This is a genomic window from Teichococcus aerophilus (assembly GCF_014490485.1).
Lineage (GTDB): Bacteria > Pseudomonadota > Alphaproteobacteria > Acetobacterales > Acetobacteraceae > Pseudoroseomonas > Pseudoroseomonas aerophila.
In genome coordinates this window covers 17,319-40,435 of sequence record NZ_JACTVA010000036.1, presented here as the reverse complement: position 1 = coordinate 40,435, position 23,117 = coordinate 17,319, and the positions used below count along the sequence as shown (strand labels likewise).

Below are 23,117 nucleotides of genomic sequence, written 5' to 3'. Positions count from 1 at the left end.
GAATGAATTCCAGTGAAACCCCATCTTTCTTTTGTTCATTGGCCTGCGGCTTCGGGACCGGCGCCGGAAGAAGGATCACGGGCTACACGGGCTGAAGCATCAGACTCCGGCGGTCATGGACCTCCGGCCTGGCTCCAGAAAGCCTGACGCTCAACGGCCCCGTCTCAAAATTCGCAGCAAAGAAGAAGAGGGCCGGGGACTTCCTTCCCCGGCCTTCCTGCCCAAGGCGGAACATCAATCCGCCCTAGCCGCCGACCAGCCGGAGGAACTCGGCCTCCGGCAGGATCAGCGGGCGGCCGTGCTGCTGCTGCAACTGGCGGATGGCGCGCAGCTTGGCCGGGCCGGGGGCGGCGCCCATCACCACGTAATCGGTCAGCCGGTTGACCGCCATCTGCCGCCGGGCGCCATTGCGCTCCAGGGCGGCCGCCGCATCCTCCCGGCTCAGCCCACGCAATTCGCCGGTCAGGACGATGCGCTTGCCGGCCAGGGTGGTGACCCCGGCCACGGCGGCGGAGAGCGCAGTATCCTGTGCCGGGCGCTCATTCCCTGGCGGCAGCAGCGGGCCGCAGGGGCCGTGCGGCGCGCCATCCAGCCAACGCAGCACGCAGCCGGCCAGCACCGCATCCTCGAACGCGCCGTGCATCGTGCCCTGCCGCGCCAGGCCCAGCGTGGTGATGACGATATCCAGTCCCGCGCGTCCACCGCCCGCCCGCGCGCTCCATTCCCGCATGGTGCAGCGGTCGCCGGGGCGCGGGTCCAGCAACGGGGCGCCGAGCACGGCCAGCTCCCGGTTCAGCATGCGGGTGTCGAAATCCAGGTTGTGCGCGGCCAGCGCGGCGCCGGCGAAGAACGCCCGCACCTCCGCCAGATGCGCCGCAAAGGGCGGCTGGAAGGAAAGGTAATGGGCGGAAAGCCCGTGCACCCGCTCCGCCGCCCAATGGCTCTCCCGCCCCGGATTGAACACCAGGTGCAGGCTGCCCAGCCGCGCCAGGTCCGGCCCCAGCCGTATGGCGCCGAGGGAGACGACGCGGTCCTGCGCCGTCAGCCCGGTGGTCTCGGTATCGAAGACGACGATGTCCGGCCGCGCGGCCGCCTTGCCCTGCATGGCGCGGGACATACCGGCGGGTGCGCGGCTTCGCTACTCCTCCGTGCGGCGCCAGATGCAGCGAACGCTCCCCGCAGGCGCGGTGCCCAGGTCCACGCTTCTGGTACAATATAACACAACAAGGTCGTTTTTCCGCCCCAGGCAGCGCATACCGCACATGCGGACCCCCTGAGCGCATGGACATCCCACCGTCACGTTGCTACCACGCGCCGTCCCTCGCCGGGTCGGCTTCCGCCGGCCGAACCCGCTGGCCGGAGAAGCGCCCCCGGATGAAGATCATCGCTTGTAACAGCAACCGCCCCCTCGCCGAGGCGGTCGCCGCAGCACTGAACCTGCCCCTGACGCAGGCCTCGGTGCGCCGTTTCGCCGACATGGAGATCTTCGTGGAAATCCACGAAAATGTCCGCGGCGAGGACGTGTTCGTCATTCAGTCGACCAGCTACCCGACGAATGACAACCTCATGGAATTGCTGATCATGCTGGATGCGCTGCGCCGCGCCTCCGCACGCCGCGTCACGGCAGTGATCCCCTATTTCGGCTATGCGCGGCAGGATCGTAAGTCCGGCTCCCGCACGCCGATCAGCGCCAAGCTGGTCGCCAACCTCATCGCCGAGGCCGGTGCCGACCGTGTGCTGACGCTGGACCTGCACGCAGGCCAGATCCAGGGCTTCTTCGACATCCCGGTCGACAACCTGTTCGCCGCCCCCCTGTTCGCCCGGGATATCCTGGAGCACTACAAGGGCCGGGACCTGATGGTCGTCTCCCCCGATGTCGGCGGCGTGGTCCGCGCCCGTGCCATCGCGGCGCGGCTGCACACTGACCTCGCCATCATCGACAAGCGCCGCCCCCGCGCCGGCGTCTCCGAGGTGATGAACGTGATCGGTGAGGTCGAGGGCCGCGACTGCATCCTGGTCGACGACATCGTCGACTCCGGCGGCACGCTCTGCAACGCGGCCGAGGCGCTGCTGAAGAACGGCGCCCGCTCCGCCAGCGTGTACGTCACGCACGGCGTGTTCTCCGGCGGTGCCGTCGCCCGCATCGGCGCCGCGCCGATCGAGCAGATGGTGGTGACAGACAGCATCCAGGCGACGGAAGCGGTCCGTGTCTCCTCCAACATCCGGCAGTTGACCATCGCGCCGCTGCTGGCCGAGGCGATGCGCCGCATCTCGGAAGAGAGCTCCGTCTCCACCCTGTTCAGCTGATGAACGGCCTCACGATCCGCGCGGCCCGGCCCACGGATCGTGAGGCGCTTCTGGAACAGTTCCAGGGCCTGAACCGCTTCGAGGACGCCATCACCGGCGACCGCGCCACCGACCGCGCAGGTGCCGAGGCCTCCCTGTCCCATTCCGAACGGCGCATCGCTGAATCGGGCGGCCACCAGCTGGTGGCCGAGCGGGATGGCGCCGTCATCGGCCATCTCTTCCTCATCTTCGCCCGCCAGGCCCCCTTCGTGCACCCCGACCGCCGCGCGCATGGCTATGTCAGCGAGTTGTATGTGCGCGAAGCCGTGCGGGGCAGCGGCGTCGGCCGCGCCCTGCTGGCGGAAGCCGAGCGCCTAACCCGCGCCGAGGGCCTGGACCGGATGCTGATCGGCGTCGTCGCCGGCAACGACCGGGCGGAACAGACCTATCTGCGTGCCGGCTTCGCCCCGTATTCGCGCGAGTTGCTGAAGAAGCTGGATTAGCGGGCAGGTAAGGCGGGGAAGGAATTCCCCGGACCCCATCTTCTTTTTTCGAGTTTTTTAGGTCGGACTGAAGGGCGCTGCCCGGCCGCTGTAATCCTCCGGGGCGCGCGGGCCACAGCTTCGCGCGACCGCCTCGTCAGCTCGGCACGCCTCCCGCCCAAAACCCTTAACTCGCAGAAAAAAGATGGGGGCCTGGGGGAATTCCTTCCCCCAGCCTTTACCCCCCACCCCCTTGCGGCAGCCGTCCGGCCCGCCGATGCTCCCCGCCGAATCCGGCTATCCCAAGGGGGGTCTTATGAAGCTCTACTATTCGCCCGGCGCCTGCTCCGTCGCCATCCATGTCATTCTGGAAGAGATCGGCCGCCCCTTCGAGCTGCAGCTGGTCGCGCTGAAGGACCAGGCGCAGAACACGCCGGAATTCCGCGCTATCAACCCCAAGGGCAAAGTGCCGGTGCTGGTGCGCGACAACGGCGCCGTGCTGACCGAGCTGACCGCCATCGCCTTCTATCTGGGCTCCACCTTCTCCGAGGCCGGGTTGTGGCCGGCCGATGTGGAAGCGCAGGCGGACACCCTCTCCTTCGTCGACTACATTGCCGGCACCGTGCATCCGCAGGGCTTTACCCGGCAGTTCCGCGCCAGCCGCTTCACGCCGAACCCGGCCGACGAGGCCAAGGTGATCGAGCAGGGCAAGGCTCTGGCAGCCGAGTACCTGGAGACGATCGACAAGACCTGGAAGGGCGACACCTGGGTGATGCCGCAGGGCTACAGCATCGCCGACGCCGCGTTGTTCTTCGTGGAATACTGGGCGGTGAAGCGCGTCGGCATGCCGGTGCCGCCGCGGATCGAGGCGCATTTGAAGGCCATGCTGGGCCGCCCGGCCGTGCAGCGCGCGCTCGCCGCCTCCGGAATGGCGGCATGAGCCTGGAAGTCCCCCGCGCGACCCCTTTCTGGTTCCTCCGCCATGGTGAGACGGACTGGAACGCCCGCGGCCTCAGCCAGGGCAATGTGGACATCCCGCTGAATACGCTGGGCTGGGCCCAGGCGGAGCGGGCGGCGAAGGCGTTGGAAGCGCTCTCCACCGGCCCGCGCACCATCGCCACCATCATCGCTTCCCCCCTCTCCCGTGCCCGCAACACGGCGGAAGTCGTGGCGGCCAAGCTGGGCCTGCCGGTGGAAACCGATGAGGGGCTGCGGGAGGTCTCCTTCGGCGTGCAGGAAGGCCAGCCCATGGGCGGCTGGTTCGACGACTGGGTGGACGGCAAGCTGACGCCGGATGATGGCGAGAGCTTCGAAGCGCTGAAGCAGCGCACCGTCGCGGCGCTGGACCGGGCGTTGGCGAAGCCGGGCCCGGTGCTGGTGGTGGCGCATGGGGCTCTGTGGCGTGCCTTCCGCGCCGTGGCCGGGCTGCCGATCAACGTGCGCACGCCCAACGCGCTGCCGCTTTGGGTGACGCCCCCGGCCAACGGGGAAACGGCCTGGCACTTCGACCCGGCGGAGCTGCCGGAAATCTGACCGGCCTCGACCCGCGCCCACCCTGGACAAGGTGCCCAGGGGCCGGGACGGTCAGGGGAAGAAATTCCCCTGAAACCCCCTCTTTTTTTCTGCGAGTTTGGCGTCAGGCTTCAGGACTAGGGGGGAACGCCATGAGGACTATAGAAGGCCGCGTGGACTGAACCCTCAATCGCCGGAGGCCTTGGACCTCCGGCGCGAACCCAGGTTGGGTTCAAAGGATGCTGTCCCCCCCGCGGCCACGCCCGAAAGACTCGCAGAAAGAAGGAGCCTGGGGAATTCTTTCCCCGGCCTTCCTGTCCGACGCCGAATGTCGGTCCCCCCACTACCCAGCGTTGCACTGCACGTCGTAGTCGCTGACCGTCGGCGGGTCGGCCTCCCCAGCGGTGATGACGCCGAGCCTGCCGGCGGCGCCGACATAGTTGAAGCGGCAGAAGCCCATGCCGGTGCCGGAACACCCATCGACTTCCGTGATCCCTCGCCGCGTCAGATCGGCCTCGCGCGACCCGGGGGTGGAGTTGCTCCCCGCCACCGGCCGCCAGCCGGCACCCAGCAGTGCGGCGCGGGCGGCATCCATCGGCATGCCCAGGATGTTGGGGATGACGGCCCGGCCCTGGCACCGCCGCTCCTCCGCCGCCAGCGCGACGATGCTGAGGCTGCCATCGCCATTCAACCGCAGGTCGGCCAGGGGTCCGGGCAGGATGTCCCCGTCCCACAGCCGCAGGCCGACGCCTTCCAGCGCCACCGCGCGCCCCAGGCTCCTTTGGGCGGCGCGGCCGGCATAGGCCACGGCACGAAGCTGCTCCCCCTCGTAGATCGCCACGTTGCCGTCGCTGAGTTGGCAGGTGCCGCTGGTGGAAGGCTCCAGCTTCCCGACGAAGCTGACCGCCCGGTAGCGGCCGAGCGGCACCTCCGCCGTCACCGCCCAGCCGGACGCCGCCACCTGCCGCGCGGCGGGCGAGGCCGGCTTGGCCAGCAGGTGTTCGCAGCCTTCCCGGTTCGCGGCCGCAGCGGGCGCGGCAGGCAGGGTGGCCAGAGGTACGAATACGATGCCCGGCACGGCGGACTGCACCACCGCCGACGCGCCGCGCGGCTGCCCCGATGGGGCCGGGTCCTTGCCTTGGGCCTGGGCCGTCAGGGAAGGCATGGCCAGCGCGGCGGCCAGGGCCACGATAGGGACGAAAGGCTGCATCGCTTCGGGGTCTTTCCTTTGGCTCCGGCCGCCTATGCTGGCCACCCGGCGTAGGCGCGGCAATGCGCCCACAGCCGGTCTCCCCGCAGTGTGAAGCCAGCCGGCCCCGCCTCGCGGAAGCGTGCCGTCAACGCAGCGACAAGTGAGGCTTCGTCGCCCGGCACGCCAGTACCAGGATCGGCGCCAGCCCTACCGCCACCAGGGACAGGGCGGCCACGGCGCCTTCCTCATAGGTGCCGCGCGCGGCCTCGGCATACAGGGCGGTGGCCAGGGTCTCGGTGTTCAACGGGCGCAGCAGCAGGGTGGCGGGCAACTCCTTCATGGCATCCAGGAAGGTCAGCAGGGCGGCGGAGGACAAGGCCGGCAACAGCAGCGGCAGGTGGATGCGCCACACCAGGCGGGTGCTTCCCGCCCCCATGGATTGGGCGGACCAGTCGACCTCCCGCCGGATGCGCGAATAGGCGGCATCCAGCCCGCTGGCCGGAATGGCCAGGAAGCGGATGACATAGGCCAGCACCACCGCGCCCAGGCTGCCGGAGAGCGCCACCGGTGCCCAACTGGCGGCCAGGTCGTCCAGCTTGCCGAAGGCGATGATCAGGCCCACCGCCGCCACGCCGCCCGGCAGCGCGTAGCCCAGCATGCCCAGCTTCAGCAGCAGCGCGCCCAGGCCGGGGCGCCCCATGCGCGTCCAGGTATCCCGCCGTGCGCCATAGGCCAGGGGCAGCGCCAGCAGCAGCGCCAGCGCCGTGGCCAGGCCGGCCAGGAAGGCGCTGTTGCCGATCCAGCGCCACAGGTCCGGCGGCAGGCCGAACTCGCCGATGCGCCGCGCCGCCGCCCATAGCAGGTAGCCGGCCGGCACCACGAAGCCCAGCAGCACCGGCAGCGCGCAGGCCAGCATCGCCGCCAGCCCGGCGGGCCAGGGAAGCGCGCGCGGCTGCAGGGTGGCGGAACTGTCCACCGCATGCGCGCCCGGCGCCCGGCCCCAGCGTTCCAGCGCCACCACCGCCGCCACCAGCGCCAGCAGCACCAGCGCGATCTGCGCCGCGCCCTCCAGCGAGGAGCGGGTGATCCAGGTGACGTAGACGGAGACGGTCAACGTCCGCACCCCGAGGAACTCAGCGGCGCCCACGTCGTTCAGCGTCTCCATCAGCGCCAGGGCGGCCCCGGCGGCGACGGCGGGGCGCGCCATCGGCAGGCCGATGCGGCGGAACAGCAGCCAGCCCCCGGCCCCGGCGGCACGGCCGGCGCGCAGCACCTCCACCCCCTGGGTGCGGAAGGCGGCGCGGGCGGCCAGGTAGACGTACGGAAACAGCACCATCCCCATCACCAGGATGCAGCCGCCGAGCGAGCGGATCTCCGGCAGCGGGATGGCGCGCGGGTCGGTCAGCCCCAGCGTCCGGCGCAGCGCCGTCTGCACCGGGCCGGCCGGGTGCATGACATCCAGCCAGGCATAGGCGGCGACGTAGCCCGGCAGCGCCAACGGCAGCACCAGGGCGCCGGACAGCACGCGCCGCCCCGGAAAGCGGTAGCATGTGACCAGCCAGGCCGTGCCGGTGCCGACCAGCACCACCAGGGCCCCGACGCCGGCCAGCAGCAGCACCGTCTCCACCAGCGCCTGCGGCAGCACGAAGCGCAGCAGGTGTGGCCATAGGTCGCCCGAACCGGCGGCCGCCGCGCCGGCCAGCGCCAGCACTGGCAGCACCACCGGCGCCACCGCCAGGCAGGCGGCCAGCCTCACGCGCATCGGGCGGGATGCTCAGGCGGCATGGTCATGGTGGGCGGGAGTCTCACGGATGCGGGGGCCGGATGGCATGCGCCCGCCCATGCTAGGCATGGACGGGCGGTGGCGGCAGCATGGGCAGCGGCGAGCGCTGCCCTCAGGGAAATCTCGCCTCAGCGGTCGAAGCCGACCTCATCGACGATGCGGCTGGCCAGGGCGCGCTGGGCGGCGATCTCCGGCAGCGAAGTGCCGGCCACGCGAAGCGTGCCGAAGCCGGCGACGATGGTGTTCAGCGGCGCATCCGGGCGCACCGGGTACTCGAAATTCGCCTCGGCGTAGAGCGCCTGCGCCTCGGGCGAGACCAGGAATTCCAGCAGCTTCACCGCCTCGGCCCGGTTGGGCGCATGGCGCGCCACCACGGCGCCGGAGACGTTGATGGCGGTGCCACCGGAAGGCAGCACCACGCGGATGGCCTGGCCCCAGCGCACCTGCTCCTCGCCGCCCCGGCCGGCCAGCATCAGCCCGGCATAGTAAGTGTTGGCGACGCCGACGTCGCACAGCCCGGCCATGATGTCGCGCGCCACTTCCCGGTCGCCGCCGGCGGCGCGGCGGGCCAGGTTGGCCTTCAGGCGCGTCAGGTAATCACGCAGCCAGGCCTCGCCATGCTGCACCAGCAGGCCGGCGAACAGCGCGGTGTTGTAGGGGTGCTGGCCGGACCGGATGCAGACGCGGCCCTTGAAGCGCGGATCGGCCAGGTCCTCGTAGGTCAGCTTCGCAGCGTCGGCTTCCGGCACCCGGTCCCGCGACACATAGATGGCGCGCGCACGGGTGGAGAGGGCGAACCAGCGGCCATCCGGCCCGCGCAGATTGGCCGGGATGGCGCCTTCCAACACGGCGGACTGCACCGGCTGGGAGAGGTTCTTGTCCACCAGCTCCATCAGGTTACCGATATCGACCACCATGGCGACATCGGCGGCGGAGCGCGTGCCCTCGGCGGCCATACGCTCGGCCAGGCCGCCCTGGACGAAGACGGTGTTGACGGTGGTGCCGGTCTGCTGCGTGAAGCGCTCCAGCAGCGGGCGGATCAGCGCCGGCTCCCGCGTGGTGTAGAGGTTCACCTCTGCGGCCTGCGCCGCCGTGGCGGCCATGGCGAGGGACAATGCCCCAAGGGTGACGCGAAACCGCTTGAACATCCCAGCCCCCAATTGCTCTTCCGGTGGAAGATGACGGATCGTTCATTAGAGGTTTGCGAATGCGTGTCAAATCCATCCGGCGCCCCGCCCATGTGCTTTGACCACGCTTAATTATGTTGATATCAACCTATAACGGCCGGGCGAAGGCCGGACAGGAGGATATCCCATGCCAGTCGCGACCTATCTGTTCTTCGACGGAACCTGCGAAGCCGCCTTCACCCTGTACCGGGACGTGCTGGGCGGCCGGATCGTCGCCATGCTGCGGCCGGGCGACGTACCAGGCAGCGAAGCCTCGTCGCCCGAGATGCGCAACCAGGTGATGCATGCCTGCCTGGAGCTGGACGGCCAGCATCTGATGGCTTCCGACTGCCCGCAGGGCCAGTACAGCCGCCCCCAGGGCTTCGCCGTGCACTTCGCGCCCACCTCGGCGGCGGAGGCCGAACGGATCTTCGCCGCCCTGGCCGAAGGCGGCAGCGTGACTATGCCGCTGGCGCAGACCTTCTGGGCAGAGCGGTTCGGCATGCTGGTGGACGGCTACGGCACGCCCTGGATGATCAACTACGCGCCGCCCTGCCCGCAGGGCTGAGGGCGGCCACGCCGCCATTGCGCCAGGAGAGCGAAATTGCTATCCCCCGCCCGCGCGCTGGCACCCCTGGAGGCCGGCGCGATCGTCTTTGGGCATCCTGCCCCTGGGCGAGGCATGGCGCCCCGGGCATCGTCCCGGCGCGGCGCCTTTTATGAGCGGAGCACGGACACATGGTCCAAACCATTCGGATCGAAGCCGAGGCGCGCGAGTTGGCCGGTAAGGGGGCGGCGCGCGCTACTCGGAGGCAGGGGCTGGTCCCCGCCGTCATCTACGGCGCGAAGGAGGAGGCGGTGCTGATCGCCCTCGACCCGCGCGACGTGATGAAGGAAATGCACAAGGGCGGCTGGGCGTCGCACCTGTACGAGGTCGCGGTGAAGGATGGCCCGACCGTCCGCACGCTGATGCGCGACGTGCAGTTCCACCCGCTGAAGGACACGCCGATGCACGTGGACTTCCAGCGCCTGGCCCCGGGTCAGCTGATCCGCGTCAAGGTGCCGCTGGTGATCCTGAACGAGGCGACGAACCCCGGCGTCAAGGAAGGCGGCGTGGTAAACACCGTCTACCGCGAGCTGGAAGTGCTGTGCGATCCCGACCAGGTGCCCGAGCACTTCGAGGTCGACCTGGGCGAGTTCAACATCGGCCATTCCTTCCACTGGGATGACGTGAAGGACAAGGCCGGCGCCAAGCCCGTGCAGGCCGGCAACTTCGTGGTCGCCTCCATCGCGCCGCCGAAGGTGGTCGAGGAAGAGATCATCGTCGCCCCCGTCGCCGTTGCCGCGCCCGCCAAGGGCAAGGCCGCCAAGGGCAAGAAGTAAGAAGCAGGATTCGTGACGGTGTTGCTCTGGGTCGGTCTCGGCAATCCGGAGCCGGGCCAGGCGCGGCACCGGCACAATATCGGCTTCCTGGCGCTGGACGCCATCGCGCGCCGCCACGGCTTCACGCCGTGGCGGAACCGATTCAAGGGTCTGGTGGCCGAGGGCATGCTGGGTGGCACCAAGGTGCTCGCCCTCAAGCCCCTCACCTACATGAATCTCTCCGGCGAATCGGTGCAGGCGGCTGCCGCCTTCCACAAGATCCCGCCCGAGGACATCACGCTGTTCCACGATGAGCTGGACCTCGCGCCCGCGAAGATCCGCATCAAGCGTGGCGGCGGCGCCGCCGGCCATAACGGCCTGCGGGATACCGACCGCAAGCTCGGCACGCCCGAATACTGGCGCGTGCGGCTGGGCATCGGCCATCCGGGGATGAAGGAAAAAGTCACCGGACACGTGCTCGGCAACTTCGCGAAGGTGGACACCTGGCTGGAGCCGATGCTGGATGCGGTAGCGGATGCCGCACCCCTGCTTGCCAAAGGCGAGCGGGAGGCGTTCATGACCCGCGTTGCGCTACTGACACAGGAGAGCTGAGACATGGCGATCGAAGACGCCGCGGCCGATCTGGCCGCCGAGTTCGGCGGGCCGGGGCCCGAGGACATGGCGAACGGCGTGGCCGTGCTGGCTGCCTCCCTGCTGGCGCAGGCCAACACCCTCGCCTCCACCGCCGCCGCCCTGCGCAAGAGCGACACCGACCATGAAGGTGCCATCGAGGCCGCGGCCGCGCGTGCCTCCCTGGCCCTGGCCATCGCGCAGACCCTGGCCGAGGCCGGCCCCGCCGCGCGCCCCGGCCTGATCCGCGCCGCGGCCGAGGCGCTGGACGTCTCTCTGGCCGGTGCCGTCACGCAGCTGCGCGCCGCCGCGCTCTCCCTGCCGACGGACGACGCCTCCGCCCGCATCGCCGCCGCGCAGATCGCGCAGGATATCGCGCACGGGCTGGCCTGACCCCGGCGCGCCGCCGCCCATGGCCTTGCCGTGGGTGGCCGCGCGCCCCACGACCGGAGGGGCGCCGCTCTGCCCCTCCCCTTCCCCTTCCTGAAGTTCGCCTGAGGTATCCGGTATCATGGGTTTCAACTGCGGCATCGTCGGCCTGCCGAACGTCGGCAAGTCCACCCTGTTCAACGCGCTGACGCAGACCGCCTCGGCCCAGGCCGCCAACTATCCGTTCTGCACCATCGAGCCGAATGTCGGCCGCGTGGCGGTGCCGGATGCCCGGCTGAACACCATCGCCAAGATCGGCAAGAGCGCCAAGATCGTGCCCACGAGCCTGGAGTTCGTGGACATCGCCGGCCTGGTGCGCGGCGCCAGCAAGGGCGAGGGCCTGGGCAACCAGTTCCTGGCCAATATCCGCGAGACGGACGCCATCGTGCACGTGCTGCGCTGCTTCGAGGACGGGGACGTCACCCATGTCGAGGGCAGCGTCGACCCGCTGCGCGACGCCGACATCATCGAGACCGAGCTGATGCTGGCCGACATGGACAGCCTGGAGAAGCGCAGCTTCAACCTTTCCAAGCGCGCCCGCAGCGGCGACAAGGAGGCTTCCGGCCAGATGGCGCTGATCGAGCCCATCCTGGCCGCGCTGCAGAACGGCAAGCCCGCCCGCACCGCCATCCCCAAGGGTGAGGAAGAGGTGGTGCGCCGGCTGCAGCTGCTGACCAGCAAGCCGGTGCTGTATGTCTGCAATGTCGAGGAAGCCGCCGCCGGCGAGGGCAACGCCCACTCCGCCAAGGTGTTCGAGCGCGCGAAGGCCGAGGGCGCCAAGGCCGTCGTCGTCTCCGCCGCCATCGAGGCCGAGATCAGCCAGATGGATGAGGCCGACCGGGGCGAGTTCCTGGAAGGGCTGGGGCTTTCCGACTCCGGCCTCGATCGCGTCATCGCGGCCGGCTACAGCCTGCTGGGGTTGATCACCTACTTCACCGTCGGGCCGAAGGAAGCCCGGGCCTGGACCATCATCAAGGGCATGAAGGCCCCGCAGGCCGCCGGCGTCATCCATGGCGATTTCGAGCGCGGCTTCATCGCCGCCGAGACCATCGGCTATGACGACTATGTCTCCCTGGGCGGGGAGCAGGCGGCGAAGGAAGCCGGCAAGGCCAAGATCGAAGGCAAGGAATACGTCGTCAAGGACGGCGACATCATGCTGTTCCGCTTCAACGTCTGACCAGGCTGGGCCGTGCTCCGCGCCGGCCGAACCGGCTGGACCGCGGGTCACGCACCGGGCGAACGACCACGCTTTGTCCGCCGCATTCCCTGCGGCGGACAGGCTCACGCTCACGGAACCGAGAGATTTTCCATTAACGGAACCGTGAAGTTGCGATAGAATTGCGAATTCCCACGGCGCCGCCGCGGGGTGCTCTCTATCCTCCGCAGGACGGTGCTCTTGCAGCTTCACGCGCCTACGCTGCTGGTTGTAGGCACCCTCCTCTCCTTTGCCCTTGGCCTGATGTGGCTCAGCATTGCCTGGCGCGGCTCACGCGTCGGCGGGCTGGCGCTGTGGGGCTGGGCCAACCTACTGTTCTCGGTCGGGGGCCTGCTGGGCGGATTGCGGGAGAGCGTGCCGGCCTGGGTGGCCATCGACCTCGGCAATGCGCTGATCCTCACCGCCACCGGCCTGTGCTGGAGCGCGGCGCGGCGCTTCGACGACCGGCCCGGCTACCTGCCGATCGCGCTGGTCGGCGGCCTGGTATGGCTGGTGCTGCGCCGCATCCCCGGCGCCACCGAGATCGTCGAGCTCCGCATCATCATCGCCTCGGTCCTGGCGGGCGCCTACATCGTGGCCACGGCCTGGACACTGTCCCGCCAGCGGGATGAGCAGCAGGTGTTCCGCACCCTGGTGGTGGTGGCCTTCTGCCTACATGGCGTGTTGATCCTGTCGCGCATCCCCTTCGCGCTGGTACAGCCGGCCTGGCACGCCTCCGTCATGCTGCCGCAAAGCCATTGGTACGGCGTCACCCTGCTGGAGGCGATGCTGCATGCCGTGGCCACCAGCTTCGCCCTGCTGGCCATGGTGCGGGAGCGGGAGCAGCACCGCGCCGTCGCCGAGATCGCCCTCTCCCGCGACGCGGCGGACCGCGCCAATGCCGCCAAGTCCCGCTTCCTGGCGCGCATGAGCCATGAGCTGCGGACGCCGTTGAACGGCGTGCTCGGCCTGGCTCAGGTGCTGACGGCCGACCGCAGCCTGCCCGCCGCGGCGCGCGGCCATGGCAGCATGATCGAACGCGCCGGCCGCCACTTGCTGGCCCTGGTGAACGACGTGCTGGACCTTGCCCAGGTCGAGGCCGGGCGCGTGACCTTCGAGAGCCAGCCAGTGCCGCTGGGCCGGTTGATGGACAGCGCCATGATGCTGGTGCAGCCCGAGGCCGGGCGCAAGCAGATCCGCCTGACCGGCGCCCTGATGCCCGATTGCCCCCAGGTGGTTGTGGGGGACCAGTTGCGCCTGCGGCAGGTGCTGCTGAACCTGTTGGGCAACGCAGTGAAGTTCACCCCGGAGCATGGCGAGGTGCGGCTGGAACTGCACGCCCTGGCCGAAGGCGGCATCCGCGTGGAGGTCACCGACACCGGCCCCGGCATTCCGCCCGAACAGCGCAGCCTGCTGTTCCACGATTTTAGCCAGATGCCGGGCCTGCACAACCAGACGCGGGAGGGCAACGGACTCGGCCTCGCCATCTCCGCCGGGCTGGTGGAGGCGATGGGCGGGCAGATCGGTATGGCGCCGGGGCCGGAGGGCAAGGGCAGCCGCTTCTGGGCCAACCTGCCGCTGCCGCTGGGCTCCGCCATGCCGGCCGCCACGGCACCGCGACCGGCAGCCGGCAGCTTCCGCATCCTGGTCGTCGATGACGTGGCGCTGAACCGGCTGGTGGTACAGGCGCTGCTGGAAGCCGCCGACCACGAGGTGGTGCTGGCCGAAAGCGGCCACGCCGCCATCGCGGCCCTGACGGAAAGCAGCTTCGACCTGGTGCTGATGGATGTGCAGATGCCGGAGATGGATGGCCTGGAGACCACCCGGCACATCCGCGCCGCCGAAAGCCGCCGCCCCGGCCCCAACCGCATTCCCATCCTGGCCCTCACGGGCGAGGAAATGGACGGCGCGGTGCAGGCCTGCATGGAAGCCGGCATGGACGGGCACCTGCCGAAGCCGGTGGACCGTACCAAGCTGCTCTCCTCCGTCCGGCAGGCCATCCAGGGCGAAGCGGTTCCGCTCAGCGGCGTGGCCTGACGGAGGCGCTCTTCCGGCATGGTGGGTGAAGGCCGGGGAAAGGCTTCGCCGGACCCCATCTTCTTTTTGCGCGTTTGGCGTGGCGCTTCAGGACCGAGAGCGGGCGCGACTTGGTGATCGCGACTTGGTGATGCTGAATATGGGCCACGCGGGCTGAGCCATCAGTCACCGGAGGTCCAAGGCTGATCGACATCGGACGGGGAAAGAAGGTCAGGGGAATGAATTCCCCCGAAATCCCATCCTTTTTTCTGTCAGTTGGCGTGGGGCTTCAGGACTGGCTGCTGCGGCCATGAGCAGGACTGTGTCATCCGGGCTGAACGGTCGCCCTCGGCAGTCACGAACCATCGGTGGAAACCCGGTCGGGCCAGAATGGCCAACGTCCCCACATCCACACCCGAAGACTCTCAGAAAAAAAGAAGGGGCCCGGGGAATTCCTTTCCCGGCCTTACTGCATATAAGACCGTCAGATCTTGCCCTTCGGGTCCCGCTCCAGCGCCGCCCCGTCCAGCACTGCCTGGCGGCGGCGCTCCGCTTCGGTGTCCCGCGCCTTCGTGGCTTTGTCCCGGCCGAACTTCACCCGGTTGGCGTCCGCCTGGCGGGTGGCTTCCTGCTTGGCGGCGGCTTTGCGGAACCGGTTGAGGTTGACGATTTCGGCCATGGGGCCAGGATAAACCCAGGCGCCAGCCTTGCAAACGTGGCAGGAGAATACGGCATGCGGATCGAACTCAAAGCCAGCGACGGCCACACCCTCTCGGCCTGGAAGACCGGCCCGGCCGATGCGCGGCAAGGCCTGGTGGTGGTGCAGGAGATCTTCGGCGTGAACCGCCACATGCGCCATGTGTGCGAGACCTATGCCCAGCAGGGCTTCGCCGTCGTCAGCCCGGCGCTGTTCGACCGGGCGGAGCGTGATGCGGAGCTGGGCTACACGCAGGAGGATGTTCAGAAGGGCCTCGCCCTGCGCGGCAAGATCACCGATGCCCAGGTGATGCTGGATATCGAGGCCGCCGCGGCGGCGCTGCCGGCCGGCATTCCGCTGGGGATCATCGGCTATTGCTGGGGCGGCACCATTGCCTGGTGGGGCGCGACGCGCAGCAACAGCTTCCGCGCCGCGGTCGGCTATTACGGCGGCGGCATCGCGGCGACGCGCCAGGAAGTGCCGCACTGCCCGGTGCAGTTGCATTTTGGTGAGGAGGACAAGGGCATCCCGCAGACCGACGTGGAGGCCATCCGCGCCGCACAGCCTGGGGTGGAAGTATTCACCTACCCCGGTGCCGGCCACGGCTTCTCCTGCGAGGAACGCCCGGTCTACAGCCCGACAGATGCCATGCTGGCGGAACAGCGCAGCCTGGGGTTCTTCGCCCAGCACCTGAAATAGGTGGGTGAAGTCGCTCCCCTGCCCCATTGCCCGTGCGGCGGCATCTCGGGGGAGCGTCTGACGGCCTTTGGTGTTCTGATCGCGAGTGACCTGGGCGCGTCGCCTGGAAGCGGCTTGCCGGGATCGTCGTGGGATGCTCCCGCAGCGGGTTCAGGTCACTGCTATCGAGGCCGCAGAGTCCGGGTCTCCTGCAAGCCTTCCAGCAGAGCATAAGATCTGACGCGATCCGACGATTCCTGTCCGGGATACGTCGCTGCGACCGCTTCCCTTCAGGCGCCCCCAAATCGGGTTTCCAGAAGCCTGAGGCCTTTGGCGAGGAGAGTGTAGAGGGGCGGCGCCCCTCTCATCAGCGCCTCACCGCTCGTGGCGCAGTTCGCCCGCCACCCAGGTGGCGCGGATGGCGCGGTCGTCGCCCAGCGTCATCAGCACGGAGAGCTTTTCCGCCCAGTCCCGCGCGTGGGCCAGGCGGAAAGCCAGCAGTGGCGTCGCCTTGAGGTCCAGCACCACGATGTCGGCCTCATGGCCCGGGGCGATGCTGCCGATGCTATCCACCAGGTCCAGCGCCTCCGCCCCGCCGCGCGTGGCCAGGTAGAAGCCGTGCAAGGCCTCCAGCGTGGTGTCCTGCGCATGGGCGACCTTGTAGGCCTCGCCCAGGGTGCCAAGCAGCGAGAAACTGGTGCCGGCGCCAAGGTCGGTGCCCAGGCCGACGCAGACCGGGCGGTCCCGCCGCCGGGCCTGGAACAGGGGGAACAGCCCGCTGCCAAGAAACTGGTTGGAGGTTGGGCAATGCGCCAGGGCGGAACCGGTGCGGTGGCAGCAGGCGAACTCCGCCTCCGTCAGATGCACCGCGTGGCCGAAGATGGCGCGCCGCCCGGTCAGCCCCGCCTGGTGGTAGACGTCCAGGTAGCCGGCGCGGTCCGGGAACAGCTCCTGCACCCAGGCGACTTCTTTCTGGTTCTCGCTGAGATGGGTCTGCAGGTAGGTGCCAGGGTGTTCCCGCCATAGCCGCCCCGCGGCTTCCAGCTGCGTGGGCGTCGAGGTCGGGGCGAAGCGCGGGGTCACGGCGTAGAGTTGGCGGCCATGGCCATGCCAGCGCTCGATCAGGGCCTTGGATTCGGCGTAGCCACGTTCCGCCGTGTCCAGCAGCGCGGCGGGGGCGTTGCGGTCCATCAGCACCTTGCCGGCGATCATCCGGGTGTTCAGCCGGTGTGACTCGGTGAAGAAGGCTTCCACCGATTGCGGGTGGACGGTGCAGTACACGGCGGCCGTGGTGGTGCCGTTGCGCAGCAGCTCGGCCAGGAACAGCTTGGCCACGGCGGCGGCGTGGCCGGCATCGGCGAACTGCGCTTCGGTTGGGAACGTGTAACGCTCCAGCCAGTCCAGCAGCTGGGCGCCATGGGCGCCGATCATCTGCGTCTGTGGGTAGTGGACGTGGCAGTCGATGAAGCCGGGGCAGAGGATGGCATCCGGGTAGTGCGTCACCTCCAGCCCCCTCGCCCGTTCCGGGCTCCAGGGGCCGATGACGGCGATGTGGCCGCCCTCCAGCACCACCAACGCGTCCTCGGTGATGGAGAGGGTGGCGGCGGGGTCATCGGCCAGGAACGGGTCGCCCGTGAAGGTCAGGACCGTACCGCGAAGACCCCGCCGCGCCATGCCTCAGGCAGCCCGGTTCAGCACCCGGCCGGCCACGGCGTCCAGCTTGGCCAGCAGAGCCGGGTCGCGCTTCTCCGGCGCCGTCACCAGCGCGTATTCCAGCGCGCGGTCGCAGCCGGCGGGGCACAGGCCGCGCGTCTGGCCCAGCATCGGCACCACGGTCTTCACCAGCTGCTTGGCGCGGTCGGCATTCGCCAGCAGCACCTTCACCACGGCATCGACCGTCACGGCGTCATGGTCCGGGTGCCAGCAATCGAAATCGGTGACCATCGCCACCGTCGCGTAGCAAATCTCCGCCTCACGGGCGAGCTTGGCCTCCGGCATGTTGGTCATGCCGATCACGTCGCAGCCCCAGGCGCGGTACAGCTCGCTCTCCGCCTTGGTCGAGAATTGCGGGCCTTCCATGGTCAGGTAGGTACCGCCGCGCTTGTGCTTCAGCCCGATCTCCCGCGCCGCCGCTTCCACCGCGTCGCCGATACGCGGGCAGACCGGGTGGGCGACGGAGACATGCGCCACGCAGCCGGATTCGAAGAACGACTTCTGGCGGGCGAAGGTGCGGTCGATGAACTGGTCGACGATCACGAAGGTGCCCGGCGCCAGGTCCCCGTTGAGGGAGCCGACGGCGGAGAGGGAGAGGATGTCCGTCACCCCCGCACGCTTCATGACGTCGATATTGGCGCGGTAGTTCAGGTCGGACGGCGTCAGCGGATGGCCGCGGCCGTGGCGCGGCAGGAACACGCAGCGCACGCCGGAGAGACGGCCGAACAGCAGCTGGTCGGACGGCTTGCCCCAGGGGCTCTCGACCGTGCGCCACTCACGATCCTCCAGCCCGTCGATGTCATAGAGGCCGGAACCGCCCAGCAGGCCGATGACGGGTTCGATGGTGTCGGTCATGGAGCGTGTCTCCGCGAACAAGGGGTGGGCCAGAACAGGAAAGGGCCGCCCCTGTGCGGGCGGCCCTGGTCCAGGTCAAGTGAGGGTTTGGCGAACGTCCTTAATGGACGTCGGCCCAGACCTTGCGCTTCACGGCGTAGGTCAGGCCACCCAGGATGGCCAGGAAGATCAGCACCCGCACGCCCATGGCGCGGCGCGTCTCCAGCTCCGGCTCCGCCGCCCAGTTCAGGAAGGCGGAGACGTCGCGGGACATGCGGTCCACGGTGGCGTTGGTGCCGTCCCCGAAGGTCAGCTGACCGTCCTGGGACAGCGGCGGCGCCATGGCGATCTGGTGGCCCGGGAAGTACTGGTTGTAGTGCATCCCCTCCGCCAGGGTGAGGCCGGCGGGCGGCTCGGCATAGCCAATCAGCAGCGCGTGGATGTAGTCCGCGCCGCCGTTGCGGGCCTTGGTGATGACGGAGAGATCCGGCGGCAGGGCGCCGTTATTCGCCGCGCGCGCCGCCGCCGGGTTGGCGAAGGGGCTGCGGAAACGGTCCGAGGCGCGGCCGGGGCGCTCGAACATCTCGCCATTGTCGTTCGGGCCGTCCTGGATCTGCACGGACGCGGCCACGGCGGCCACTTCCGCCTCGCTCAACCCGATATCGCGCAGGTTGCGGTAGGAGAGCAGGTGCATCGAATGGCAGGCCGAGCAGACTTCCTTGTAGATCTGGAAGCCACGCTGCAGCTCGGCCCGGTCATAGGTGCCGAGGGCACCGCTGAAGGAGAAGCCGGCGGGCGGGATATGCACCTCGCCCTCCGCCGCCCGGGCGGCACCCATCGACATCGCGGCGGACAGGCTGATCGCCGCGGCCAGGGCCGCGGTCTTCACGAAACGAAGCGCCATGTCACGCCTTCTCCATCGGCTGGGCAGTGGCGGCGCCGGGCAGCGGTCCGCCCCCACGCAGCACGGGGCGGCTGATGCTCTCGGGCAGCGGCAGCGGGCGCTCGATCTTGCCCAGCAGCGGCAGCAGCACCAGGAAGTACGCGAAGTAATAGGCCGTCGCGAGGCGGGAGATCAGGACGTAGACGCCCTCGGCCGGCTTGCCGCCCGCCCACATCAGCACGAAGAAATTGACCGTCCAGAGCAGGAACAGCCACTTCGCGATCGGGCGGAAGCGCATGGAGCGGACCTTGGAGCCGTCCAGCCAGGGCAGCACGAACAGCAGCAGGATGGAGCCGAACATCGCCAGCACGCCCATCAGCTTGTCCGGCACCGCGCGCAGGATGGCGTAGAACGGCAGGAAGTACCATTCCGGCACGATATGCGCGGGCGTGGAGAGCGGATTGGCCGGGATGTAGTTGTCCGGGTGGCCCAGGTAGTTCGGCGCGAAGAACACCAGCACGGCGAACACCATCAGGTAGACGACGATGCCGACGCTGTCCTTGACCGTGTAGTACGGGTGGAACGGCAGCGTGTCCTGCGGCCCCTTGGGCTCGATGCCCAGCGGGTTGTTGGAGCCGGTGATGTGCAGCGCGGCGACGTGCAGGAACACCACGCCCACGATCACGAAGGGCAGCAGGTAGTGCAGGCTGAAGAAGCGGTTCAGCGTGGGGTTGTCCACGGAGAAGCCGCCCCATAGCAGCGTCACGATGCTGTTGCCGACCAGCGGAATGGCCGAGAACAGGTTGGTGATGACGGTGGCGCCCCAGAAGGACATCTGGCCCCAGGGCAGCACGTAGCCCATGAAGGCGGTGGCCATCATCAGCAGGTAGATGACGACGCCGAGCATCCAGAGCAGCTCACGCGGTGCCTTGTAGGAGCCGTAGTACATGCCGCGCCAGACATGGACGAGGACCACGATGAAGAACATCGAGGCGCCGTTCATGTGCACGTAGCGGATGAGCCAGCCGTAGTTCACGTCGCGCATGATGCGCTCGACGCTGTCGAAGGCCAGGCTGGTATGGGCGGTGTAGTTCATCGCCAGGAAGATGCCGGTGGCGATCATGATCACGAGGTTGATCATGGCCAGGGCGCCGAAATTCCAGAAGTAGTTGAAATTCCGCGGAGTCGGGAAGGTCCCGTACTCCTTCTGCATCATGGTGAACACCGGCATGCGCTGGTCGATCCAGCGGACGACGGGGTTGGCGAATTCGCTGTTATGGAGACCGGCCATGGGTACCGTCCTCAGCCGATGCGGACCTGGGTGTCGGACCGGAACTCGTATTCCGGGACAGCCAGGTTCAGGGGGGCGGGGCCGCGGCGGATACGGCCTGCGGTGTCATAGTGGCTGCCGTGGCAGGGGCAGAACCACCCGCCGTAGTCGCCACGCGGGTCGGTGGACTTCTGCCCCAGCGGCACGCAGCCGAGATGGGTGCAGACGCCGACGACGATCAGCCAGGGCTCCCGCGTCACGCGGGCCTGGTCCGTCTGCGGGTCCCGCAGCTCGGAGAGTGGGACGGCCTTGGCCTCCTCGATCTCCTTGGCCGTGCGGTGGCGGACGAAGACCGGCTTGCCGCGCCACATGACGGTGACGGCCTGACCCTCGGCGACATGGGTGATGTCCACGTCGGTGCTGGCAAGCGCCAGCACGTCCTTGGCCGGGTTCATGGAGTGGATGAAGGGCCACACGATGGCGCCTACACCGACCGCCGCGAAGGAACCCGCAACCAGTTTCAGGAAATCCCGCTTCGTTCCGTCGGCGGGAGCATGCGGGCCACCCGTAGTGGGCGGGCTGCTGCTCGGCGCAAGCGTATCGGCCATTCCTCATCGTCCCTGTTGGCGGCCACCCGTTCCTGGCAGGGCAGATGGGCCGCAGGTCATTCCCCGCAATCATACAGGCGCGGGGGCGCTCCGGGCAGCCGTGAAGCTGTGCTGCCGACGTTGCGCTGCCGCCATATAAAGGCACGTAACGTGGTGAGGCAATCGCCGCTGGCGTGCCACTTTTACTCCCGGCGGTTGCGAGGCCCCCCTTTGCTGGGCTAGCCGCCCGCCCTGGCCACCAGGAAAGCGCATGCCATGCCGGAAACCGCCTTCTCCCACCCCCTCGCCCCGGACGCCCGCGCCTGGTTCGAGTCGCTGCGGGACCGGATCTGCGCCGCCTTCGAGGCTATCGAGGACGAGTGTGCCGCAAGCGGCGCGGCCGGGGCCGTTCCTGGCGCCGTTCCCCTGGCCGATGCGGCACCCGGGCGTTTCCAGCGCACCGCCTGGAGCCGCCCTGAAGGCGGCGGCGGGGTGATGAGCGTGATGCGGGGCCGGGTGTTCGAGAAGGTCGGCGTCAACGTCTCCACCGTACATGGGGAGTTCAGCGCGGATTTCCGCAAGAATATTCCCGGCGCCGAATCGGACCCCCGCTTCATCGCCACCGGCATCTCCCTGGTGGCGCATATGCGCTCCCCCCGCGTGCCGGCCGTGCACATGAACACCCGCTTCATCGCCACCACCCGGGCCTGGTTCGGCGGCGGCGGGGACCTGACGCCGATGGCCATGGATGCCCCCGAGTCGCTGGAGGACGCCGCCGGCTTCCATGCCGCCTTCCAGGCCGCCTGCGATCGCCACGACCCCGCCTACTACCCGCGCTTCAAGCAGTGGTGCGACGAGTACTTCTTCCTGCCCCACCGCAACGAGCCGCGCGGCCTGGGCGGCATCTTCTACGACTGGCTTGGCCGTGACGATGCGGATGAGAGCCGGCTGCCCGACCATTTCGCCTTCACCCGCGATGTCGGCGAGGCCTTCCTGGCCGCCTACCCCGCCATCGTCCGCCGCCGCATGGCCGAGCCCTTCACCCCGGCCGAGCGTGAGCACCAGTTGCTGCGGCGTGGCCGCTACGTGGAGTTCAACCTGCTGCACGACCGCGGCACGCTGTTCGGCCTGCGGACCGGCGGTAACACCGAGGCGATCCTGATGTCGCTGCCGCCCGAGGTGAAATGGGCTTGAGCACCCGCCTGCCGGCGTGACGCGGGGGCGGGATTCGTTGCGTCATCGCACCATGGGCAAGGCCGAGATCATCCCCTACCTGATCTACCGCGACGTGAAGGCGGCGCTGGACTGGCTGACCGGCGCCTTCGGCTTTACCGAGACATTGCGGAACGAGACGCCCGGCGGCGGCCTGCATGCCGAGATGATGCTGGAGGGCTGCCGCATCATGCTGGGGCAGATCGCCAGTGCGGAAGGGCGCAAGGCCTTCGGCATGGCCAGCCCGCTGGACGTGGCCGGGGGCACCACCACCCAGGGCGTGTTCGTCTACCTGCCGGATGTGGAGGCGCACCGGGACCGCGCCCGCGCCGCCGGCGCCCGCATCACCCAGGACCTGGCGGACCACGGCTACGGCGTGACCTATTCCGCCAAGGACCCCGAGGGCCACGACTGGTTCTCCACCCGCCGTCCCTGAAGCCCCGCCACCCCTGGCCCTTGCCGTGGCGCCCCCGCCCCCCCATACCCGCGACGTGGCACAAGACCTCACCTCCGCAGCCGGCCGCCGTGCCGCCTGGACTAACAGCCTGTTCGTCGACCACGCGGTGCTGCGCCTGCTCTGGCGCAATTGGGGCGTGGTGGAGGCCGGGCGCCTCTACCGCTCCAACCACCCCGGCCCGCGGCAATTGCGCGCCGCCGCGCAGCGCTTCGGCATCCGCACCGTCATCAACCTGCGCGGGCTGCGGGAGAGCTGCGGCTCCGACGCGCTGGGGCGGGAAGCGGCGGCGGGGCTGGGGCTGGTGCAGATCGACGCGCCGCTGGAAAGCCGGGGCGCGCCGCATAAGGACCGCATCCTGCGCCTGGCCGGCATCTTCCGCGAGATGCGCGAGCCCGCCCTGCTGCACTGCAAGTCCGGCGCCGACCGCACCGGCCTGGCCGCCGGGCTATGGCTGATGATGCAGGGCCGCCCGGTGGAGGAGGCGATGCGCCAGCTCTCCTGGCGCCACGGCCACGTCTCCGCCAGCAAGACCGGTATCCTGGACGCCTTCTTCCGCGAATACGCCGCCTTCACCCGCACCAACGGCCCCAAGCCGTTCCTGGACTGGGTGGAGCAGGATTACGACGAACACGCCCTGCGCGCCGCCTTCCGCAGCCGGGCCTGGGCGGACCGGCTGGTGGATGGGATCTTGCGGCGGGAATAGGCGAGGTTGGGGGAACGAACTCCCCCAGGC

General features: G+C 69.2%; 24 protein-coding genes. 14 read left to right on the top strand and 10 right to left on the bottom strand.

Annotated elements, in window-relative coordinates; genetic code table 11:
* Positions 1-244: 244 nt before the first annotated feature.
* Positions 245-1,117 (bottom strand): exonuclease domain-containing protein, encoded by an 873-nt coding sequence (locus tag IBL26_RS17590; protein WP_187785814.1) that lies wholly within the window; start codon positions 1,115-1,117, stop codon positions 245-247.
* Between the two features lie 257 nt (positions 1,118-1,374).
* Between IBL26_RS17590 and IBL26_RS17585 the strand changes: the two genes are divergently transcribed.
* The 4 genes from IBL26_RS17585 (at position 1,375) to IBL26_RS17570 (ending at position 4,301) form a co-directional block, all read left to right on the top strand.
* Positions 1,375-2,307: a ribose-phosphate pyrophosphokinase gene (locus tag IBL26_RS17585; protein WP_187785813.1), complete on the top strand. Its 933-nt coding sequence runs from the start codon at positions 1,375-1,377 to the stop codon at positions 2,305-2,307.
* Complete coding sequence (locus IBL26_RS17580; protein ID WP_187785812.1) at positions 2,307-2,789, top strand: GNAT family N-acetyltransferase; 483 nt, start codon at positions 2,307-2,309, stop codon at positions 2,787-2,789. The genes IBL26_RS17585 and IBL26_RS17580 overlap by 1 nt, the downstream gene beginning before the upstream one ends.
* Before the next feature lie 295 nt (positions 2,790-3,084).
* Complete coding sequence (locus IBL26_RS17575) at positions 3,085-3,708, top strand: glutathione S-transferase family protein (RefSeq protein ID WP_187785811.1); 624 nt, start codon at positions 3,085-3,087, stop codon at positions 3,706-3,708.
* Complete coding sequence (locus IBL26_RS17570) at positions 3,705-4,301, top strand: histidine phosphatase family protein (protein WP_187785810.1); 597 nt, start codon at positions 3,705-3,707, stop codon at positions 4,299-4,301. Before IBL26_RS17575 ends, IBL26_RS17570 begins: the two co-directional genes overlap by 4 nt.
* A 322-nt stretch (positions 4,302-4,623) precedes the next feature.
* Here IBL26_RS17570 and IBL26_RS17565 read toward each other — a convergent pair whose 3' ends face one another.
* The 3 genes from IBL26_RS17565 to IBL26_RS17555 all read right to left on the bottom strand — a co-directional run bounded on the left by IBL26_RS17565 (position 4,624) and on the right by IBL26_RS17555 (position 8,403).
* Entirely contained in the window at positions 4,624-5,490 is an 867-nt protein-coding gene (locus tag IBL26_RS17565; protein WP_194443632.1) for a hypothetical protein, read from the bottom strand.
* 127 nt (positions 5,491-5,617) lie between these two features.
* Positions 5,618-7,234, bottom strand: coding sequence for an ABC transporter permease (locus IBL26_RS17560; protein WP_187785809.1), 1,617 nt, complete (start codon positions 7,232-7,234; stop codon positions 5,618-5,620).
* A gap of 149 nt (positions 7,235-7,383) precedes the next feature.
* Positions 7,384-8,403: an extracellular solute-binding protein gene (locus tag IBL26_RS17555; protein ID WP_187785808.1), complete on the bottom strand. Its 1,020-nt coding sequence runs from the start codon at positions 8,401-8,403 to the stop codon at positions 7,384-7,386.
* A gap of 166 nt (positions 8,404-8,569) precedes the next feature.
* Between IBL26_RS17555 and IBL26_RS17550 the strand changes: the two genes are divergently transcribed.
* The 6 genes from IBL26_RS17550 (at position 8,570) to IBL26_RS17525 (ending at position 14,074) form a co-directional block, all read left to right on the top strand.
* Entirely contained in the window at positions 8,570-8,989 is a 420-nt protein-coding gene (locus tag IBL26_RS17550; RefSeq protein ID WP_187785807.1) for a VOC family protein, read from the top strand.
* 170 nt (positions 8,990-9,159) lie between these two features.
* Positions 9,160-9,804 (top strand): 50S ribosomal protein L25/general stress protein Ctc, encoded by a 645-nt coding sequence (locus tag IBL26_RS17545; protein WP_187785806.1) that lies wholly within the window; start codon positions 9,160-9,162, stop codon positions 9,802-9,804.
* An 18-nt stretch (positions 9,805-9,822) separates the two neighbouring features.
* Positions 9,823-10,395 (top strand): aminoacyl-tRNA hydrolase, encoded by a 573-nt coding sequence (gene pth / locus IBL26_RS17540; protein WP_187785835.1) that lies wholly within the window; start codon positions 9,823-9,825, stop codon positions 10,393-10,395.
* Positions 10,396-10,398: 3 nt separating this feature from the next.
* Positions 10,399-10,806 (top strand): hypothetical protein, encoded by a 408-nt coding sequence (locus IBL26_RS17535; protein WP_187785805.1) that lies wholly within the window; start codon positions 10,399-10,401, stop codon positions 10,804-10,806.
* A 118-nt stretch (positions 10,807-10,924) separates the two neighbouring features.
* Complete coding sequence (ychF, locus tag IBL26_RS17530; RefSeq protein WP_187785804.1) at positions 10,925-12,019, top strand: redox-regulated ATPase YchF; 1,095 nt, start codon at positions 10,925-10,927, stop codon at positions 12,017-12,019.
* 219 nt (positions 12,020-12,238) lie between these two features.
* A complete protein-coding gene (locus IBL26_RS17525; RefSeq protein ID WP_187785803.1) occupies positions 12,239-14,074 on the top strand; it encodes an ATP-binding protein in 1,836 nt (611 codons plus the stop codon).
* A gap of 463 nt (positions 14,075-14,537) precedes the next feature.
* Here the strand turns inward: IBL26_RS17525 and IBL26_RS17520 are convergent, their stop codons facing one another.
* Entirely contained in the window at positions 14,538-14,732 is a 195-nt protein-coding gene (locus IBL26_RS17520) for a DUF4169 family protein (protein ID WP_187785802.1), read from the bottom strand.
* A 54-nt stretch (positions 14,733-14,786) separates the two neighbouring features.
* Between IBL26_RS17520 and IBL26_RS17515 the strand changes: the two genes are divergently transcribed.
* Positions 14,787-15,449 carry a dienelactone hydrolase family protein gene (locus IBL26_RS17515; RefSeq protein WP_187785801.1) on the top strand — a complete coding sequence of 221 codons (663 nt, stop codon included), beginning with the start codon at positions 14,787-14,789 and terminating at the stop codon, positions 15,447-15,449.
* 354 nt (positions 15,450-15,803) lie between these two features.
* Here IBL26_RS17515 and guaD read toward each other — a convergent pair whose 3' ends face one another.
* The 5 genes from guaD to petA form a co-directional block, all read right to left on the bottom strand.
* Positions 15,804-17,102, bottom strand: coding sequence for a guanine deaminase (gene guaD, locus IBL26_RS17510; protein WP_187785800.1), 1,299 nt, complete (start codon positions 17,100-17,102; stop codon positions 15,804-15,806).
* A gap of 3 nt (positions 17,103-17,105) precedes the next feature.
* Positions 17,106-17,996, bottom strand: a complete 891-nt coding sequence (locus IBL26_RS17505; RefSeq protein WP_187785799.1) for an S-methyl-5'-thioadenosine phosphorylase — start codon at positions 17,994-17,996, stop codon at positions 17,106-17,108.
* A 100-nt stretch (positions 17,997-18,096) separates the two neighbouring features.
* Positions 18,097-18,879 (bottom strand): cytochrome c1, encoded by a 783-nt coding sequence (locus tag IBL26_RS17500; protein WP_187785798.1) that lies wholly within the window; start codon positions 18,877-18,879, stop codon positions 18,097-18,099.
* Position 18,880: 1 nt separating this feature from the next.
* Positions 18,881-20,149, bottom strand: coding sequence for a cytochrome b (locus tag IBL26_RS17495; RefSeq protein WP_187785797.1), 1,269 nt, complete (start codon positions 20,147-20,149; stop codon positions 18,881-18,883).
* An 11-nt stretch (positions 20,150-20,160) separates the two neighbouring features.
* Entirely contained in the window at positions 20,161-20,736 is a 576-nt protein-coding gene (gene petA / locus IBL26_RS17490; protein WP_187785796.1) for a ubiquinol-cytochrome c reductase iron-sulfur subunit, read from the bottom strand.
* Between the two features lie 255 nt (positions 20,737-20,991).
* Here petA and hemF point away from each other — a divergent pair, with 255 nt between their 5' ends.
* From hemF to IBL26_RS17475, 3 genes are read left to right on the top strand one after another with little or no spacing between them, the layout of a single operon-like run.
* Complete coding sequence (gene hemF, locus IBL26_RS17485; protein WP_187785795.1) at positions 20,992-21,909, top strand: oxygen-dependent coproporphyrinogen oxidase; 918 nt, start codon at positions 20,992-20,994, stop codon at positions 21,907-21,909.
* A 37-nt stretch (positions 21,910-21,946) separates the two neighbouring features.
* Complete coding sequence (locus IBL26_RS17480; protein ID WP_187785794.1) at positions 21,947-22,363, top strand: VOC family protein; 417 nt, start codon at positions 21,947-21,949, stop codon at positions 22,361-22,363.
* A 55-nt stretch (positions 22,364-22,418) separates the two neighbouring features.
* Positions 22,419-23,087: a tyrosine-protein phosphatase gene (locus IBL26_RS17475; RefSeq protein ID WP_187785793.1), complete on the top strand. Its 669-nt coding sequence runs from the start codon at positions 22,419-22,421 to the stop codon at positions 23,085-23,087.
* The last annotated feature ends 30 nt before the right edge of the window (positions 23,088-23,117 follow it).